The 18,188-nt window shown below is 66.6% G+C and carries 17 protein-coding genes; 14 read left to right on the top strand and 3 right to left on the bottom strand.

Annotated features, from left to right (window positions below; translation table 11 throughout):
* The first annotated feature begins 32 nt into the window (after positions 1 to 32).
* The 8 genes from ACIGKQ_RS07785 to ahcY all read left to right on the top strand — a co-directional run bounded on the left by ACIGKQ_RS07785 (position 33) and on the right by ahcY (position 6,550).
* Positions 33 to 338 carry a PE family protein gene (locus tag ACIGKQ_RS07785; RefSeq protein WP_235725016.1) on the top strand — a complete coding sequence of 102 codons (306 nt, stop codon included), beginning with the start codon at positions 33 to 35 and terminating at the stop codon, positions 336 to 338.
* A gap of 50 nt (positions 339 to 388) precedes the next feature.
* Positions 389 to 1,438, top strand: a complete 1,050-nt coding sequence (locus ACIGKQ_RS07780) for a PPE domain-containing protein (RefSeq protein WP_287016827.1) — start codon at positions 389 to 391, stop codon at positions 1,436 to 1,438.
* Position 1,439: 1 nt separating this feature from the next.
* A complete protein-coding gene (locus ACIGKQ_RS07775; protein ID WP_287016826.1) occupies positions 1,440 to 2,255 on the top strand; it encodes an ESX secretion-associated protein EspG in 816 nt (271 codons plus the stop codon).
* A gap of 126 nt (positions 2,256 to 2,381) precedes the next feature.
* Positions 2,382 to 2,705 (top strand): WXG100 family type VII secretion target, encoded by a 324-nt coding sequence (locus ACIGKQ_RS07770; protein ID WP_235725019.1) that lies wholly within the window; start codon positions 2,382 to 2,384, stop codon positions 2,703 to 2,705.
* 91 nt (positions 2,706 to 2,796) lie between these two features.
* Complete coding sequence (locus tag ACIGKQ_RS07765) at positions 2,797 to 3,093, top strand: WXG100 family type VII secretion target (protein WP_396573035.1); 297 nt, start codon at positions 2,797 to 2,799, stop codon at positions 3,091 to 3,093.
* A gap of 178 nt (positions 3,094 to 3,271) precedes the next feature.
* A complete protein-coding gene (locus ACIGKQ_RS07760) occupies positions 3,272 to 4,831 on the top strand; it encodes a sodium-dependent transporter (RefSeq protein WP_235725022.1) in 1,560 nt (519 codons plus the stop codon).
* Positions 4,828 to 5,010 (top strand): methionine/alanine import family NSS transporter small subunit, encoded by a 183-nt coding sequence (locus ACIGKQ_RS07755; RefSeq protein WP_235725023.1) that lies wholly within the window; start codon positions 4,828 to 4,830, stop codon positions 5,008 to 5,010. Before ACIGKQ_RS07760 ends, ACIGKQ_RS07755 begins: the two co-directional genes overlap by 4 nt.
* Before the next feature lie 67 nt (positions 5,011 to 5,077).
* Entirely contained in the window at positions 5,078 to 6,550 is a 1,473-nt protein-coding gene (ahcY, locus tag ACIGKQ_RS07750; protein ID WP_235725024.1) for an adenosylhomocysteinase, read from the top strand.
* A 170-nt stretch (positions 6,551 to 6,720) separates the two neighbouring features.
* Here the strand turns inward: ahcY and ACIGKQ_RS07745 are convergent, their stop codons facing one another.
* Together ACIGKQ_RS07745 and ACIGKQ_RS07740 are read right to left on the bottom strand one after the other, a co-directional pair.
* Positions 6,721 to 7,392 carry a hypothetical protein gene (locus ACIGKQ_RS07745; protein ID WP_287016824.1) on the bottom strand — a complete coding sequence of 224 codons (672 nt, stop codon included), beginning with the start codon at positions 7,390 to 7,392 and terminating at the stop codon, positions 6,721 to 6,723.
* Between the two features lie 67 nt (positions 7,393 to 7,459).
* The gene (locus tag ACIGKQ_RS07740) at positions 7,460 to 8,095 is read right to left on the bottom strand and encodes a dTMP kinase (protein WP_266061557.1); all 636 of its coding nucleotides are present in this window, start codon (positions 8,093 to 8,095) and stop codon (positions 7,460 to 7,462) included.
* Between the two features lie 159 nt (positions 8,096 to 8,254).
* Here ACIGKQ_RS07740 and mtrA point away from each other — a divergent pair, with 159 nt between their 5' ends.
* From mtrA to lpqB, 3 genes are read left to right on the top strand one after another with little or no spacing between them, the layout of a single operon-like run.
* Positions 8,255 to 8,932, top strand: coding sequence for an MtrAB system response regulator MtrA (mtrA, locus tag ACIGKQ_RS07735; protein WP_004023513.1), 678 nt, complete (start codon positions 8,255 to 8,257; stop codon positions 8,930 to 8,932).
* Complete coding sequence (gene mtrB, locus ACIGKQ_RS07730; RefSeq protein WP_396573031.1) at positions 8,929 to 10,755, top strand: MtrAB system histidine kinase MtrB; 1,827 nt, start codon at positions 8,929 to 8,931, stop codon at positions 10,753 to 10,755. Before mtrA ends, mtrB begins: the two co-directional genes overlap by 4 nt.
* On the top strand, positions 10,742 to 12,514 hold the full coding sequence (lpqB, locus tag ACIGKQ_RS07725; RefSeq protein ID WP_396573029.1) for an MtrAB system accessory lipoprotein LpqB: 1,773 nt from the start codon (positions 10,742 to 10,744) through the stop codon (positions 12,512 to 12,514). The genes mtrB and lpqB overlap by 14 nt, the downstream gene beginning before the upstream one ends.
* Before the next feature lie 39 nt (positions 12,515 to 12,553).
* On the opposite strand, the gene ACIGKQ_RS07720 is transcribed toward lpqB, so the two are convergent.
* Positions 12,554 to 13,255: a ComF family protein gene (locus tag ACIGKQ_RS07720; RefSeq protein WP_235725028.1), complete on the bottom strand. Its 702-nt coding sequence runs from the start codon at positions 13,253 to 13,255 to the stop codon at positions 12,554 to 12,556.
* Positions 13,256 to 13,712: 457 nt separating this feature from the next.
* On the opposite strand from ACIGKQ_RS07720, the gene hpf reads away from it, so the two are divergent.
* The 3 genes from hpf to ACIGKQ_RS07705 all read left to right on the top strand — a co-directional run bounded on the left by hpf (position 13,713) and on the right by ACIGKQ_RS07705 (position 18,120).
* The gene (gene hpf, locus ACIGKQ_RS07715) at positions 13,713 to 14,516 is read left to right on the top strand and encodes a ribosome hibernation-promoting factor, HPF/YfiA family (RefSeq protein ID WP_396573026.1); all 804 of its coding nucleotides are present in this window, start codon (positions 13,713 to 13,715) and stop codon (positions 14,514 to 14,516) included.
* A gap of 124 nt (positions 14,517 to 14,640) precedes the next feature.
* Positions 14,641 to 17,487, top strand: coding sequence for a preprotein translocase subunit SecA (gene secA, locus ACIGKQ_RS07710; protein ID WP_396573024.1), 2,847 nt, complete (start codon positions 14,641 to 14,643; stop codon positions 17,485 to 17,487).
* An 87-nt stretch (positions 17,488 to 17,574) separates the two neighbouring features.
* The gene (locus ACIGKQ_RS07705; protein ID WP_396573022.1) at positions 17,575 to 18,120 is read left to right on the top strand and encodes an Rv3235 family protein; all 546 of its coding nucleotides are present in this window, start codon (positions 17,575 to 17,577) and stop codon (positions 18,118 to 18,120) included.
* Positions 18,121 to 18,188 lie beyond the last annotated feature (68 nt).

The following is an 18,188-nucleotide window of genomic DNA, read 5'->3' as shown; positions in this document are numbered from 1 at the left end:
TGACCAACCGAACCGACCAGAACGAGGAAGACATGGCAGATTCGCACTTGAACGTCGACCCCACCGAACTCGTCACGGCGGCGGGCCGACTCGACCGCCTGGCCGAGCGACTGGAGACCTCCCTGGGTGGTGCCGTGCCCGCCCTAAGTGTCCCCGCGGCCGGTCGCGATGAGGTATCGCAGGTGTCCGCGACGAGTTTCAACTCGGTGGCCGAGACCTTCGCGACGGATTCCGCGAAGGGCGTCGAGGAGCTCCGCAAGATCGCGGCGTTGCTTCGTGCCCAAGCCGACGGATACGCCCGCGGCGAAGACGACGCCGCAGCAGGCTTCCGCATCTGACGTGACCTGACAGACCGCCCACCCATCATCGCCAGGAAGGAGAGGTGACAGTGACCGGCTTCACCGGTGTCGTCTGGGACGCCCGCACCACCGAGCAACTCGCCTCGGATCTCGGTGATGGCGCCGGACCAGCCCCGCTTGCCGAGGCGGGGCTGGCGTGGAGTCGTGTTGCGTCCGAGTTGGCATCTGCGGCAGCCGAATACGGGACCATTCTGGCTGCGCTCGGCATCCATTGGGAGTCGGTGCACACCAGTGAGTCGTTCGAGACCCTGGGTCGCCTGGCGCCATGGTTCGCCGATGCCGCGGCAGCCGCGGGCCGCAACGCCGCCCGTGCCGAGGCGCAGGCGGCCGCGGTGACCGTCGCCCGGATGACGATGCCGAATCTGGCCGAGGTCGACCTGGCCGAGGAGGCGATGCGTACTGCGAGCACGATCGCCGCAGTCGCACCGGCGCTCGTCGGCGCCGCCGCCCAGGCAGAACGTGCTCTGCACGACCAGCGGTTGCGGGCCGCTCGCGTGATGCAGACCTACGAGGCCGCATCGGACTCGGCGGCGACTCCGTGGGGCGGCGCCGCTCCTGCACCGAACCTAGTATCGGGGCAAGCACTTGCCGCCGAGCGGGCGGCACGGGAAGCCGCGTCCCGTGCGGCCGCACCGGCACCACCCCAGCCGCAACCGGCGCCCATCGCGGCGGCGACGGCCCCTGTCGGGCTGCCCTTGGCGGGCATGGTGATGCCGCCTCCGGAGAAGACGGGTTACGCGCCCACCATCCTGGCCGGCGGAGGTCCCGCGCCCACCACGTCGACGGCACCGGCGAGCCAACCCACGCCGTCTCCGCACGCGGGGCCCTTGGCCCCACCGATGTCACCGCATGGTGCGGGCAGCGCCGATCGGTTCGTCACCCGCGGGCCGTCGGCGCCCGAACCCGACACACAAGCGGCGGCCGCAGAGGTGGAAGCCGAACCTCTGGCCACCTGGGCAGATGTGGCCATGGCGCAGAGTCCTGCCGTGACGCACACCCAGGACCTCGCCGACAGTCGAACCCTCGACCGTCGCTACCTGGACGAGACACTGTCGCTCGAGCACGGGAAGGGGTTCTGACATGTGGCAACTCAGCGCCGACGCCCCGGCCGCCCGCCTCGACGTCGACGTGTTGCGACGACTGGGCGAGTACAGCGACGTGCAGACCTGGCCGGTCGTGCTCGACCTCTGGCCCACGCATGCCGATGGCGACGACCTCGATGCCATCCGCGCCGCTGCCGATCGCGAGATCGGGCAGCGCGGTCTCATCGATGCCGGGGAGCCGGTGGCCTGGCTGGCCACCGCGCTGCGGGTGCTCAGAACACCGGAGCGGCAGCTGGAGATCCGCACGATGGGTACGGGTGCGGCCGAGATTCGGCGGATGTGCGTGGCGCGCAGCGGACACGACCATGTCATCGCGCGCCGGGCCGGTGAGCAGGTGGATCTCCGGTTGGTGAGCGTCACCGGTGAATCCGAGGTCGGGTTGCTGGTGGCGCGCGAACTGGACGTCGTCGAACCGCTCGAGTTCGGCGGCCTCAGTGCACCTGCCACGGAACTGACCGAGCGGCTCACCGACTGCCACGGCGCCAACGACATCGCCGACGCGTTGCACGCACTCGGGGCTGTCGGCTCCGACGCGGTCGTGCTCGCCTCGGCATTGACCTGCTGCCACACCCGGTCGGAGATCGTCGCGGTCTCCTGGTCGAGCAGTGGCAGCACACAATCTTGCGGTGCACTGGCGATCTTCGACACCGATCGCGGACGAGTCGTCGCCAGTCCCAGCAAGTCTCCGGACGGGCGCGTGTGGACCACGCTGTCGCCGGGTGGCGCTCACCGGATCGCGCAGGCCGTCGGCCTGCTGATCGAGACGCTGCCCGACGGGCGGTGGATGCCGTGAACCGTACGGAGGAAATAGTCAGGGTATCTGTGTCGCCGGCGCCGGGAGCATCGCGAGCGGGCCACTTTTCCGCGGATACCACCGGGGCATCGCCGTGCGGTGCCGAAACACAGAAGGAGAACAAGCATGGCCGGTGAAGGGTCGGGACTGAATCTCGATGTTGTTGCCGCACAGGCGTCATCGCAGTCGATCGCGGGGATCGTCGAACAGATGCGAGGCATTCTGCGGCAGATCGAGAGTTCGGCACAGAGTGGCATGGCCACGTGGGGCGGCACTGCAGCCAAGTCCTACAACACCACCCAGACCGACTGGAGTGGGACGGCGCAGAAACTGCAGGCGGCGCTCGACGAGATCGAGGGCAAACTGACGACCGGGTTCAAGGGGTACGCGGAGCACGACGAGGACATCGCCCAGGCGATCACGTCGAGCGTCGGTCACCTCAAGCTCTGATCCACCGACGCTGCGTACGCCCACATCCCATCAGCCGATATCTCATCAGCCCAATCTCATGAGGACTGATACCTCAATAGGGGGAGCCACCATGTCTGAACCCATCAAGTACGACTTCGCCGGCCTGGACACGCTGGCCGGCGACCTCAATCGCCATTTCGCCGCGCTGGGACACCTGTCCGACCAGCTCAAGAGCGAGGTCAACAAACTCGGCGGCAACTGGATCTCGCAGGACGGCGCCGAGTCCTACCGCGTTGCTCAGGCGCACTGGGACAAGCTGTTCGAGGAAGCGCGACTCCAGCTGAGCGGCCTCGGCCAGGGCGTTTCGAACGCCGCGGAGCGGATGATGCAGACCGACCGGTCCGTCGGCGCCTCGTTCCACGGATAGTCACACCCGAACGGTCACACCCGGGGAGGGCTCACCGGCCACCTGTGCCGGTGGGCCCTCCTCGCTGTGTCTGTCGGGCTCGGCAGCGCACCGTCATCGGCTGACGCGCGAGGTCGAATGACGCCCGCAGACCCCACCGGTGCGATAGCGTCGGGCAGAACCGACGAGGGAGGGAACTGTGGCCAACCCCGACGCTGGCACCGCGAATCGTGAGACGTGGACCAGGAACTCCGGCTTCATCCTGGCCGCGATCGGATCTGCGGTCGGACTCGGCAACATCTGGAGATTCCCCGGCGTTGCCTACGAAAGCGGTGGCGGAGCGTTCATCGTTCCGTATCTGTGCGCACTGCTCACCGCCGGCATTCCGATCCTGTTCCTGGACTACGCAATCGGCCATCGATATCGCGCGGTTGCGCCGCTGGCGTTCCGTCGCATCCGGCGTCACGCCGAGGCGATCGGCTGGTTCCAGACCGGACTGCTGTTCGTGATCGGCGTGTACTACGCCGCGGTGATCGCCTGGGCGATGAGCTACTTCGTCTACTCGTTCGACCTGCGCTGGGGTGAAGACACACAGACGTTCTTCCTCTCCGACTACCTCCAGGTGGGTGACCCGGAGATCTCCACGACGGTCGTCGGCAACGTCGCGCTGCCGCTGGTGATCGTGTGGTTGGCCATCCTGGCCGTGCTGTGCCTGGGTGTGGCCCGAGGTGTGGAGAAGATCAACATGGTCTTCATCCCGCTGTTGTTCGTCGGATTCGCCGGACTCGTCGTGCGCGCCGTCACCCTGCCCGGCGCGGCTGACGGCCTCAACGCGCTGTTCAGTCCGGATTGGTCGGCCCTGTCGGATCTCGACGTCTGGATCGCCGCATACAGCCAGATCTTCTTCTCTCTGTCGATCGCGTTCGGCATCATGATCGCCTACTCGTCGTTCCAGCGCCGCAAGGCGAATATGACGAGTTCGGGCCTGGTGGTGGCGTTCGCGAACTCCTCGTTCGAGATCCTCGCCGGCATCGGCGTCTTCGGTGCACTGGGCTTCTTGGCCTACCAGCAGCAGACTGCGATCTCGGACCTGGAGGGCCTGACCGGCCCGATCCTGTCGTTCGTCACCTTCCCCGCGGTGATCTCGGAGATGCCGGGCGCCAGCTTCTGGGGGGCGTTGTTTTTCGGTTCGCTCGTTGTCGCCGGCTTCACCTCCCTGATCTCGTTGCTGATCGGCGTCTCGAGTTCGCTTCAGGAGAAGTTCGGGCTGTCACGCGTGGTGGCCGCAGTGATCACCGCCGGCGTGAGCGGCGTGATCTCGATCGGCCTGTTCTCCACCACCTCCGGACTGATCGCACTCGACACCGTCGATCAGTTCGCGAACAACATCGGTGTGGTGTCCTCGGCGATCATCATGACGGTCTTCACGGTGTGGCTGGCGCGCGACGCGGATCTGTTGCGTCGACATCTCAACGCGGTGTCGACATTCCAGCTGGGACGCTGGTGGATTGCGTTGATCGGCGTCGTCGGGCCGGTCTTCCTCACCGTGATGTTGGTGCAGAAGATCATCTCGATCATCAACGACGGTTACGAGGGCTACCCGCAGTGGTATCTGGGAGTGTTCGGATGGGGCACGATCGCGCTGCTCGTCGTCGGTGCGGTGGCCTTGACCCTGCCGTCGTGGCGGGGCCGCGACTATCCTGGATTCCAACCGTGGCCCCCACTGGACACCAAGCCGGAGAAGGAGGCGGTTCGATGAGCGCCGGTGCCATCATCATGATGATCATCGCGATGGTGATCGTGTGGGGCGGGCTTGCGGCCAGCATCGTGAATCTCCGGCTGCGGCCGGAGAAGACGGACAGCCCGTTCGAGGACCCCGATCTCGTCGCCGACGACATCGCACGCGAGCATCTGCCGCATCCCACCCGCGACACCTAGCCCCGCGTCCCGGTCGGATAGCCTTGCCAGAGACAAGGCAGACGACAAGGTAGACGAAGGGGACGAGATGACCACGGTGGCGGACTCCGCACCTGCGGCAGACAGTCGCAACGGGATCGACTTCAAGGTGGCCGACCTGTCACTTGCGGATTTCGGCCGCAAAGAGATCGAACTCGCCGAGCACGAGATGCCCGGTCTGATGTCGCTGCGCCGCGAATACGCGGATGTGCTGCCGCTCAAGGGGGCTCGCATCTCCGGTTCGCTGCACATGACGGTGCAGACGGCGGTTCTGATCGAGACGCTGGCCTCGCTGGGCGCAGAGGTTCGCTGGGCTTCCTGCAACATCTTCTCCACCCAGGACCACGCGGCCGCCGCGGTCGTGGTCGGTCCGCACGGCACGCCACAGGAGCCCAAGGGTGTTCCGGTGTTCGCGTGGAAAGGGGAGACCCTCGCCGAGTACTGGTGGGCCGCCGAGCAGATGCTGACCTGGCCCGACCAGCCGGCCAACATGATCCTCGACGATGGTGGCGACGCCACCATGCTGGTGCTGCGCGGTGCCGAGTTCGAGAAGGCAGGTGTGGTCCCGCCCGCCGAGGACGACCATCCCGCTGAGTACAAGGTCTTCCTGGAACTGCTGCGGTCCCGCTTCGAGACCGACAAGACCAAGTGGACGACCATCGCCGACTCGGTGCAGGGTGTCACCGAGGAGACCACGACGGGTGTGTTGCGGCTGTATCAGTTCGCCGCCGCCGGCGAGCTGACCTTCCCGGCCATCAATGTCAACGACTCGGTCACCAAGAGCAAGTTCGACAACAAATACGGCACTCGGCACTCGCTGATCGACGGCATCAACCGCGGAACCGATGTGCTCATCGGTGGCAAGAAGGTGTTGATCTGCGGCTACGGTGACGTCGGTAAGGGTTGCGCGGAATCGCTTGCCGGACAGGGAGCGCGGGTCCAGGTCACCGAGATCGACCCCATCAACGCCCTGCAGGCGCTGATGGACGGTTTCGACGTGGTGACCGTCGAGCAGGCAATCGCCGACGCGGACATCGTCATCACATCGACCGGCAACCTGGGGATCATCACCCTGGCGCACATGCGGCAGATGAAGAACCAGGCAATTCTCGGCAACATCGGTCACTTCGACAACGAGATCGACATGGCCGGCCTCGAGAACTCCGGTGCCAAGCGGATCAACGTCAAGCCGCAGGTGGATCAGTGGATCTTCGAGAGCGGCAAGTCGATCATCGTGTTGTCCGAGGGGCGTCTGCTCAATCTCGGCAACGCGACCGGCCATCCGTCGTTCGTGATGAGCAACAGCTTCTCCAACCAGGTGATCGCGCAGATCGAGCTGTGGACCAAGCAGGACGAGTACGACAACGAGGTCTACCGCCTGCCCAAGCATCTCGACGAGAAGGTCGCACGTATCCACGTCGAGGCGCTCGGTGGCACGATGACCAAGCTCACCAAGGAGCAGGCCGAGTACATCAACGTCGACGTCGAAGGCCCGTACAAGCCGGAGCACTACCGCTACTGACCCACCCCGCACCCAACCTCGTCACTCGCCCCACGGCGGTCGACAGAACCCCGAAAATCGCCGAGAGAACCCACCGCGATCGACAGTCGCGACACGGTCACCGACCGTGGGTTTCTCTCGGCGATTTTCGGGGTTCTGTCGACGTGAAAGTGGGTTCCGTCGGCGGGACCCTACGTGCCGATGTCGAGTTGGGTGCCGGGGCAGACGTACCAGGTGCCGTCTTCGCGGGCGAAGCTCTCGTCGTTGCGTTTGGTCATCGAGCGTTGGTTGCCGAGCTCGACGTGTGTGGACACCGTCGAGGCGGCCGCATCCCCGGTGACCGTGATATCGGTCAACTCTTCGAGGACCACGTTTCCGGTGATGTCGAGGGGCGTGGTCACCTGCGGACGCAACGCGCTACACACCGAGGCCCGGATACGGGCGACGTCGCGTGAGTTGACCGCGTCGACGAACATCTGCATGGCCGAGCGGATGGCGCCGGCATCGGCTGCGTTCGCGGTTTCCTCGGTCGGGACCCCTTGTGTGATGGGGTGATCGCGGCCGGCGGAGCTGTTGTCGGTCTCGGTGGCGACGGTCAGCACGACCGCTGCGGCCATGATGACGACGATAGTCACGACCCCGAGCACCGCGCCGACGATCATCCCGGCGCGCGGGCCGCGGGGCGGTGGGGGAGGATACGGCGGCCGATACCCAGGCGCCCAGCCGTGCTGCGGAGTGGGCGGATACCCGCCGAACTGCCCTGCGCCCGGCCCGTGGGTGGGCGGCGGCCACGGCGCGGGACCGTACGGAGGGTGCTGTGCGGGCGGAAACGGCTGCGGGCCATCCGGCGGCTGTTGGGTCATGCGCCCTCCTTCCCGCGGCGGGGTGGAACTCCCAGGCTATCGAAATCGTCGTCGGCGGGCATTGCGCTCAGTCGTCCAGTAGACGTCGCGCGAGTTCGGCCGGATCGCCGTCCGCGGTCGACAACCACGGTGACATCCACATCGACTGGGCCAGTTGCCGATACACGTGATCCACGCGAAGTTGCAGGTCGGTGTCCCGCTCGTAGAGATCGCGGGGACGGGTGGCGTCGGTCGCGGCTCGACGAGCCGCTCGGTCGAGGGCTACCTCGGGCGCCACGCCGAGGAGTACATGGTGGTCGGGGACCGGCAGTCGAAATCGGTGGAACTCGACCTCGCGGACCCATTCGACCATCTCGCCGTCTGCGTCCTGGCTCAGCCGTGCGGCGTTGTAGGCGGCATTGGACGCCACGTACCGGTCGAGGAGCACGATGTCGTGTGCGGCGACGGCTGCGCGGATCTCGTCGGCCGCGTCGGCACGATCGAGGGCGAACATGAGTGCCATCGCGTAGACACTCTCGCGCAGGTCGCCGTGTTGGCCGTGCAGCGCCTCGGCGGCGAGATCTGCGGTCACAGACTCTCCGTAGCGCGGAAACGTCACGGTCCAGACCCGGAGTCCGTCTCTGCGCCATCGGTCGACGAGTTCGGTGACCAAGGTGTTCTTGCCGGCGCCGTCGAGTCCCTCGACGGCAATGAGTTGACCCACGAGCGCGATGGTAACGGCCGCGGGTGGGTCGACCCGCCGAGGCGCGGCGGTGCGTCGTGCAGGAGTGTGGCGCCGGAGTGTCCCGGAGGGATGGGTGGACCGGTGCGGTTCGGCGCGTCATCTCCGCGGTTGGGTCACGAAAGTGTCACCATTGAGAGCATGAAGCCTCGCATCCTCGTCGTCGACGACGACGCCGCACTCGCTGAGATGCTCACCATCGTGCTGCGCGGCGAGGGTTTCGAGCCGTTTGTCGTCGGTGACGGGACGCAGGCCTTGACCGCGGTTCGGGAGATCCGGCCCGACTTGGTGTTGCTCGACCTCATGTTGCCGGGGATGAACGGAATCGACGTGTGCCGGGTACTGCGCGCCGATTCGGGTGTACCCATCGTCATGCTGACGGCGAAATCTGACACCGTCGACGTGGTGCTCGGGTTGGAATCCGGCGCAGACGACTACATGGTGAAGCCGTTCAAGCCGAAGGAACTCGTCGCGCGGGTGCGCGCCCGGCTGCGCCGTACCGACGAGGAGCCGGCCGAGCTGTTGTCCATCGGTCCTGTCGAGATCGACGTCCCCGCGCACAAGGTCACCCGGGATGGGGTACCGATCTCGCTGACCCCGCTGGAGTTCGATCTGTTGGTGGCACTCGCACGTAAGCCGCGTCAGGTGTTCACCCGTGACGTCCTGCTGGAGCAGGTGTGGGGTTACCGCCATCCCGCGGACACTAGACTCGTGAACGTGCATGTCCAGCGTCTCCGAGCCAAGGTCGAGACCGACCCGGAAAATCCTGAGGTCGTGTTGACGGTGAGGGGGGTCGGCTACAAGGCCGGCCCGCCGTGATCGGCCGTCCTCGACGTCGCGTCAACAGCACCTTCGGGCGGGTCACCCGCGTCGCGAGCAGCGTCGGTCGTGCCTTCGGCAGGATCTGGCGGCGATCGCTCCAGCTGCGCGTGGTGGTCTCGACGTTGGTGCTGTCGTTCGTTGTGATCGTCATCCTGGTGTTCGTGCTGATCAGTCAGATCACCGACCGGCTCCTCGATGTGAAACTCGCTGCGGCGACCGAAGAGGTCGAGCGCGCCCGGATCTCCGTGGAACGGGATCTGACCAGCAGCGATGGCAACATGTCGGTGCAGAATCGGCTGCGCCAGACACGATCGCTGCTCACCGACCGTGACGTCGACACCAGCGACAGCTCCGGAACGGTGGGCACTTTCGACACGGTGCTGCTGGTGCCGGGTACCGAGGACGACGGGAGCGACAGCGGCGTCGGACCGATCTCGGAGATCCCCGACAACCTGCGAGACATGGTCGAAGGTGGGCAGGTCGCCTACCAATACACCTCGATCTCCAATGCGTCCGGAGGGTCGGAACCCGCGCTCGTCGTCGGCACACCGACCAACGCATCGGTGCCAGGTCTCGAACTCTACCTCGTGTTCCCGTTGACCAGCGAACAGAACACCGTCGATCTGGTGCGCGGCACCCTGGTCACCGGTGGCGTCGTGTTGCTTGGTCTGCTGGCCGCGATCGCCTGGCTCGTGTCGCGGCAGGTGGTGCTTCCGGTGCGCAGCGCATCGCGCATCGCCGTGCGCTTCGCCGACGGCCGGCTCAAGGAGCGGATGCCGGTTCGAGGTGAGGATGACATGGCGCGGCTGGCGATGTCGTTCAACGATATGGCCGAGAGCCTGTCGAAACAGATCACCCATCTCGAGGAGTTCGGTGGACTGCAGCGACAGTTCACCTCCGACGTCAGCCACGAACTGCGCACTCCACTGACCACGGTGCGGATGGCCAGTGACGTGCTCTACGAGGGGCGCGACGAACTCGATCCGGTGCGCAAACGATCCGTGGAGCTGCTCGACAAGGAGCTCGACCGTTTCGAGACGCTGCTCAACGAGCTGCTCGAGATCTCGCGCCACGACGCCGGTATGGCCGAACTCGCCGCCGAGCGGATGGATATGGCGATCCCCATCGACGGTGCGCTCGCGACGGTCAGCCACCTGGCAGAGGAGACCGGAACCGAGTTGGTGCTGGACCTTCCGACCGAACCGGTGATCGCCGAGATCGATCCCCGCCGCGTCGAGCGGATCCTGCGGAACCTGCTCGCCAATGCCATCGATCACGGTGAGCGCAGCCCTGTGGTGCTGACTATGCGGTCGGACGGCGACGCGGTGGCCATCACCGTGCGAGACCACGGCATCGGGCTACGGCCCGGCGAGGAAAAACTCGTCTTCAACCGATTCTGGCGGTCGGACCCGTCGCGCTTCCGTCGTTCCGGCGGCACCGGGCTCGGTCTGGCGATCAGCATCGAGGACGCCCGCCTGCACCAGGGCCGGCTGGAGGCCTGGGGAGAACCCGGCAACGGAGCCAGCTTCCGGCTGACGCTGCCATTGGTGCGGGGCCACAAGGTGCTCGGCAGCCCGTTGCCGCTCAAACCGGTGGGTGGGGGGCTGGGCCGTCAGTCACCCGCGCGCACCGCGCCGAAGCCGGTCGCGGGGCCCGAGTTGGGTGCCGACGACACCCCGGCATCAGCACCGCAGAACTCGCCCGCGTCGCAGAACCCGCCCGCAACGCAAAGCGCATCTATGCCGCAGAACCCACCGGGGCCACACGGCCCGACCGTGCCACAGCGCAGCAACGGGGGAGGTGGCAATGGCGCCGGCTGATCACGCACCGGCCGGTGACGGGGGCTCGGCGCATCGTGCGGTGTCGACGCTGGCGATGATGCTGGCACTCTTGTGCGGTCTGAGTGCCTGTGGATCGATCCCCAGCAGTTCATCACCTCAACCGATCACCGCGTTCGAACGCCAGGGGCCGACCAATGCCGTGCCGGTTCCGCAGGCGGATATGGATCCGGAGTCGCTGGTGCGGGCCTTCCTCAAGGCCACCGCCGACCCGGACTCCGGACACGAGGCTGCGCGCAAGTTCCTCACCACCACCTCGTCGGAGCAGTGGGACGATCGAGGCGACATGCTGATCATCGACGAGATCAACATCTTCGTCGACCAACGCAGTGAGGACGCCGTCCGGTTGCGTCTGATCGGCGACAATGTCGGCACGCTGAAAACCGACGGGGAACTGCTGCCGGCGACAGGCCGGGTCGAGACCACACTCTCGCTGGCCCGGGTCGGCGATCAATGGCGCATCGACGGTCCGCTGCCCAACGGCACGATGCTCGACCGCAACCAGTTCGAGACCGCCTACCGCGGCGCCACGCTGTACTTCACCAACCGCAGCCTCGAACACCTCGTCGCGGACCCACGATGGTTCTACTCCGGCAAGGACACCGAGGCGACCGAACTGCTCACCCGGCTGATCGCGGGGCCGGCTGCCGACCTGGCAGACGCCGTCGACAGCGGCTTCCCCAACGGTGCCGCACTACGTGGGCCGGTCACCGCATTGAACGACGGTGGCGTGCGGGTGGAACTGACCGGTATCGGCTCCAGTTCGACCCGCGACCGTACCGCGCTGGCGGCGCAGATCATCTGGACCCTCGACGCCGCCGACATCGGCGGGCCGTACGTGATCAACGCCGACGGCGGTCCACTGATCCCCGAGCGCGCGCCCGGCTGGCAGACCACCGACGTACGCTCGTTCGACCCGACCGCGGTGCCTGCCACCGATGTCGGCCTCAACATCATCCGGTCGGGGGCATTGCTGAAGGTCACCGACTCCGGCACGGTGCCCGTCGACGGCCCGCTCGGCTCGGGCACCGCGGTGCGCTCCGCGGTGATCTCCGCCGACGGCGAGACCGACGCGGCCGTGCTCGCCCGCGCCGAACGGCGATTCGACCTGGTCGTCGGGCCTTACGGTGCGAATCCGGCGGTCGTGACGAGCGGGGTCTCGATCACTCGGCCGTCGTTCGGGCAGGACGCCAACGCGGTCTGGGCGGTCGTCGACGGACAACCCGTGCAATGGATGCGCGACGAGTCCGGCGACAGTGAACGGCTCATCCCGGTGAATGCCGACGCCATCGCCACGGTGGCGCGTGGGGCGATCACCGAGTTGCAGGTGGCCCCCGACGGGGTGCGGGTGGCGCTCATCGTCGGCGGCCAGGTGGTCTTCGCGGTGGTCAGCACCAATGCCGACGGCGGGCTCTCGCTGACCAGCCCACGAATCGCGGCCTACAACATCGGTAACCGGGCGGTGTCGTTGGATTGGGCGTCGCCCACCACCCTGATGGTGGCCCGGGACACCGTCGAGTCCCCGGTCGCCCAGCTGTCGATCAACGGCACGCCCGCGGTCGGACTCCTGTCGGGCAACCTGTCGCCGCCGGTGCGTGCCGTCGTCGCCGACCAGTCCACCGTCTACGTCGGGGACACCCTTGGTGTGCTGCGCCTGGGCAGCTCAAATGGCCAGCCCGACCAGTACTGGACGGAAGTCGAACCGGCGATGGCCCCGGACGTGATCCCGGTCCTGCCATGACCCGGCCCGCCTGACACACCTCCCGGCTCAGGGAGCATGTCAGGCGCCGGCGATCACGACGACCGTGGCCAGGCGCAGGCCGTGGGTGGACAGTACCCGCGACGCCTCGGCCGCGGTGGCGCCGGTGGTGAGGATGTCGTCGACGAGCACCAGAGTTCCGCCGGGCAGCGGCCGGGTCCGCGTCCGGCGCCGCATGTGGACGGCGCCGGTGAGATTGGCCACCCGTCCACGTGCATCGAGGCCTGCCGAGTCCCGCGCCCGCGAGGCCGTCACGAGCAACTCCGCCACCCGCACCCGGGGTCCGAGGCGCACAGCGGCGGCTCGGGCGATCGCGGTCACCGGATCTCCACCCCGACGTCGTGCCGACGCGGCGCGGGTGGGCGCGGGAACCAAGGTCAACGTGTGGCGGTCGGGGATCTCACCCCACTGGGCGAGCGTCACCAGCCCCCGCGCCAAGGCATCGGCGAGCTCCTCGACCAGATCACGACGACCGTGCTCCTTGACCGCGATCAGGGCGGCCCGGTGTGGCCCGCGGTAACGCCCGAGGGCCCATGCCGGCACGCCGACCTTCACCCGGGGCTCGAGCCGCACCGGGGAGTCGGCCAGGGTCGCCGCGCACTGCGCGCACCACGCGATGCCGGGGAGATCGCACCCGCCGCAGTGTGTCGGGATCATCAGATCGACCCCGGCGCGCGCGACGTCGGCGGCATGGCCGGCCAGGCCGGGGCGCCATCGGGTCATCGGTCGAGTATGACCGGGGTCGTGGATCGTCGCGGGGCCGGCCGAGGCGGGGACGACAGATCTGGGGATGCACCGAATCGCCGGTGGACAATCGTGACACGCGTCTGTTGCCCGGAAACGTGGCCAGTAGGCGAACTTCCGGCTACGGTCGAAGGCACAACAGGTAGCCACCGCTTTTCACGAGGAGGTGAGGCCCCTGCCCCTGAGTGTCAGCCGTCGGCTGGCATGGACTCGATTCCCTACCGACGACGAAGGTGTCAGCGCGACAACGAGTCTGACGTCGCTGTCCAGCCTCTCCTGCCGTGGGTTCTGCGCCCGGCGGCAGAAACGTGAGTGGTACACCCTGATCGGCGTCCTCCACCAGCGGCATCAGGCCGCCTGTGCCGGTGGATCGGATCAGGTCGCGTCGTGACACTGCGGTCCTCGGGTGGGAACCACCACAAGGAGGTAGTTGTTTATGTCAACAGTCATCCACCGCAAAGGCCATCGCGAGTCGAAGGTCGGTGAACGAGCCCCCGAATCAACCCCGGACTCCAAGCAGGCCCGTCCGACCTCAGACGAGGCCTTCGATCCCAGTTTTGCCTTCGTCCGACCTGCCGGCTCCGTCGCCGCCGACGAACCCGCCGAACCCAATGCCAAGGTCGACATCAGTGGACGCAACGTCGAGATCCCAGACCATTACCGAATCTATGTCGGAGACAAGCTCGCCCGACTCGAACGTTTCGATCCGTCCATCTTCCGTTTCGACGTCGAACTGAACCACGAACGCAATCGGCGACAGTCCAAGGTCTGCCAACAGGTCGAGATCACCGCGGTGGGCAAAGGCCCCAAGGCACGCGCCCAGGCGTGTGGAGAGAATTTCTACGCCGCCCTCGAGGCCGCGCTCGACAAACTGGAATCCCGGCTCCGTCGGGTGAAGGACCGCCGTCGGGTGTCCTACGGCAACCGCCGTCCGCTGTCGGTGGCCGAGGCCACCGAGATCGGCGCGCCCCCGCTTCGTGATGGCCAGCTCACTGCCCAACCCGATGCCGGCGCCGATCCGAACGCTCAGGAGTGGGATGACGGTGTCGAACTCCATGAGCCAGGTCAGGTCGTCCGCGTCAAGGAGCACGAGGCGGTCCCCATGTCGGTGGACGACGCGCTCTACGAAATGGAACTCGTCGGACACGACTTCTTCCTGTTCCACGACAAGGAAACCGACCGGCCGTCGGTCGTCTATCGGCGCCACGCCTTCGACTACGGTCTGATCCGTTTGGCCTGACATCGATCAGCCCGACACCGATCAGGTTGCACTAAGGCGACCTGAGTACCATGGAATCCGGCCTGTACTGCGTTGCAGGCCGGATTTCGTGTGTTGTCGACAAGAGTGAGGGACTCGATCCACGGTGCTGAACAAGCTGCTGCGCGTCGGTGAAGGCCGGATGGTCAAGCGTCTCGATGCGATCGCGTCGCACGTCGAGGCTCTCTCCGACGAGGTCGAGGCACTGACCGACGCCGAACTGCGGGCCAAGACCGACGAGTTCAAGGAGCGCATCTCCGACGGCGCCTCGCTCGACGAGTTGCTGCCCGAGGCGTTCGCGGTGGCGCGTGAGGCGGCATGGCGAGTGCTCGAACAGAAGCACTTCCACGTCCAGATCATGGGCGGCGCGGCCCTGCACTACGGCAATATCGCCGAGATGAAGACCGGTGAGGGCAAGACGCTGACCTGTGTGCTGCCGGCCTACCTCAACGCGCTATCGGGCGACGGTGTGCATGTGGTCACCGTCAACGACTACCTCGCCAAGCGCGACGCCGAGTGGATGGGCCGCGTACACCGGTTCCTCGGTCTCGACACCGCGGTGATCTTGACCGGCATGAATTCCGAGCAGCGCCGCGCAGCCTATGCCGCCGACATCACCTACGGCACCAACAACGAGTTCGGCTTCGACTACCTGCGCGACAACATGGCCCACTCGCTGCCCGATCTGGTGCAGCGCGGCCACAACTACGCGATTGTCGACGAGGTCGACTCCATCCTGGTCGACGAGGCCCGTACCCCACTGATCATCTCCGGTCCCGCCGAGGGATCGAGCAAGTGGTACGTCGAGTTCGCGCGGATCGCGCCGCTGCTCGAGAAGGATGTGCACTACGAGGTCGACATCAAGAAGAAGACCATCGGCGTGCACGAGGCAGGCGTCGAGTTCGTCGAGGATCAACTCGGCATCGACAACCTGTATGAGGCGGCCAACTCCCCACTGGTCAGCTACCTGAACAATGCCATCAAGGTCAAAGAGCTCTTCCATCGCGACAAGGACTACATCGTCCGCAACGGTGACGTGCTCATCGTCGATGAGTTCACCGGCCGCGTGCTCGACGGACGGCGATTCAACGAAGGTTTGCATCAGGCGATCGAGGCCAAGGAACGCGTCGAGATCAAAGCCGAGAACCAGACGCTGGCCACGATCACCCTGCAGAACTACTTCCGCATGTACGACAAGCTCGCCGGCATGACGGGAACCGCGGAGACCGAGGCCGCCGAGTTCGATCAGATCTACAAGCTCGGCGTGCTGCCGATCCCCACCAACAAGCCGATGATCCGCAAGGATCAGGTCGATCTGATCTACAAGACCGAAGAGGCCAAGTTCGACGCCGTCGTCGACGACATCACCGAGAGCCACGAGAAGGGGCAGCCCGTCCTGATCGGTACCACCAGCGTCGAACGCTCGGAGTACCTCTCGCGCCAGCTCACCAAGCGCGGAATCCCGCACAACGTCCTCAACGCCAAGTTCCACGAGCAAGAGGCCCAGATCATCGCGGAGGCCGGCCGTACCGGTGCGGTCACCGTGGCCACCAACATGGCCGGTCGTGGCACCGACGTCGTGCTGGGCGGCAACCCGGACATCATCGCCGACACCCGGTTGCGCAAGGCCGGGCTCGACCCGGTGAACACACCCGACGAATACGAGGCCGCATGGCCCGAGGCCATCGAGGTCGCCCGGGCGGCCGCGGCCGAGGAAGCCGAGGCGGTGCGCGCGGCCGGTGGTCTGTATGTGCTGGGCACCGAACGCCACGAGTCCCGTCGTATCGACAACCAGCTGCGCGGTCGATCCGGCCGTCAAGGTGACCCAGGGGAGTCGCGCTTCTACCTCTCGCTCGGTGACGAACTCATGCGTCGCTTCAACGGCGCCGCGCTCGAGTCGATCATGAATCGCGTCAACCTGCCCGATGACGTGCCCATCGAGGCGAAGATGGTCACCAAGGCCATCCGGAGCGCGCAGACCCAGGTCGAACAGCAGAACTTCGAGGTCCGTAAGAACGTCCTCAAGTACGACGAGGTCATGAACGAGCAGCGCAAGGTGATCTACTCCGAGCGCCGCCGCATCCTCGAGGGCGAAGACCACCGTGAACAGGTCCAGACGATGATCGACGACGTCGTCGGAGCGTATGTGGAAGGCGCGACCGGCGAGGGGTACGCCGAGGATTGGGACCTCGACGAACTCTGGACGGCGTTGCGGACGCTGTACCCGATCCAGCTGGATCCCAAAGAGGTCGTTGGCGAGAACGAATTCGGCGAACGCGACGACATCAGCGCCGAGGAGCTCAAAGACGTACTCGTAGGCGACGCACGCGCGGCCTACGAGGCCCGGGAGAAGGAAATCGAGTCCATCGCCGGCGAAGGCGCGATGCGTCAGCTCGAACGCACCATCCTGCTCACCGTGCTCGACCGCAAGTGGCAGGACCACCTCTACGAGATGGACTATCTGCGCGAGGGTATCCATCTGCGGTCGATGGCCCAGCGCGATCCGGTGGTGGAGTACCAGCGCGAGGGTTTCGACATGTTCCACGGGATGCTCGACGGTCTGAAGGAAGAGGCACTGGGCTTCCTCTACAACGTCCAGGTGCAGACCGAGCAGGCCCCGCCACGAGTCCCCGTGCCGGGCGCGCAGGCGACCCTGTCGTCGCCCGAGGTCGCCGACTTTGCGGCCGCGAACGGCAGCGCTACGCAGGAGCCGGAAACCCCCGAGAAGCAGGTTCCTCCGGCGCTACGCGCCGTCGGCGTGGAGCAGCCGGAGGTGCCGATGACATTCTCCGGTCCCTCCGAGGGCGGCGGAACCGAAGTGCACTCCGCAGAGGAGGAGCTCGACGATCCGGCGTTGGTCTCGGCGACGCGTCGCGAACGCCGCGCGGCCGCGCGAGAAAGCGTCAAGGGCGCTCGGCAGAAGCCGCCGAAGTCCAAGAAGAAGCGTCGCTGACGCTTCTCCGAGTTCTGCGACAGCGGATTTGTCGAGAAATTTGCTGCGGAAACGGAACCGGCCGGCACGCTGATGCGTCCGATTCATATGGAGCCCTCTCGAGTCCTGATCCGACCCGCACCGCCCTATGAGCCGCCGGCCCGTCCCGTCGACGAGGTCCCTGGCGGCGCTCCCGACACGAGCGCGCCCGCCACGGCGCCCGGCGCGGTGCCCGATGAGCCGACCCGCCGGCCGCGTCGGGCACTGTCGAAGGCGACAGTCGACGCCCGACGACACGCCATCCGCACCATCACCCTGGTCCTCGAGGTCATCGACCGTCGCCGCACCGTGGCACATCTCGAGGGGCTGGCAACCGCGCATCTCATCGATCAGGTCGCCGCGCTCATCCGCCTGACACCACCCGGTGGCGTGGCCGGCGACACCGCCACGTTGCGTCGTGTGCACGTGCAGATGCTCAGCCCCGGCACCGCCGAGATCTTCGGTAGTTATCGTCGCGGGATGCGTGTGCGGGCGTTCGCCGCACGCATCGAGCAGCTGCCGTGTCGTGTGCGCGCCACGCCCGGCCCGCGACACCCGGTGCTGACCCGCGCCGCGGAATATCGTTGGCAACTGGTTGCTTTCACGCTGGTCTGATGTCCGTTGCCCGACCTGACTCACCGATCGAGCAAGCACAGTCCGGACGAACTCACCGACAGCACCAC

It is taken from the genome of Gordonia sp. NPDC062954, from assembly GCF_044543825.1.
In the GTDB taxonomy this organism is placed as follows: domain Bacteria; phylum Actinomycetota; class Actinomycetes; order Mycobacteriales; family Mycobacteriaceae; genus Gordonia; species Gordonia tangerina.
Note: the sequence above shows the minus strand (reverse complement) of the source record. Positions and strands in the feature narration are given on the sequence as shown.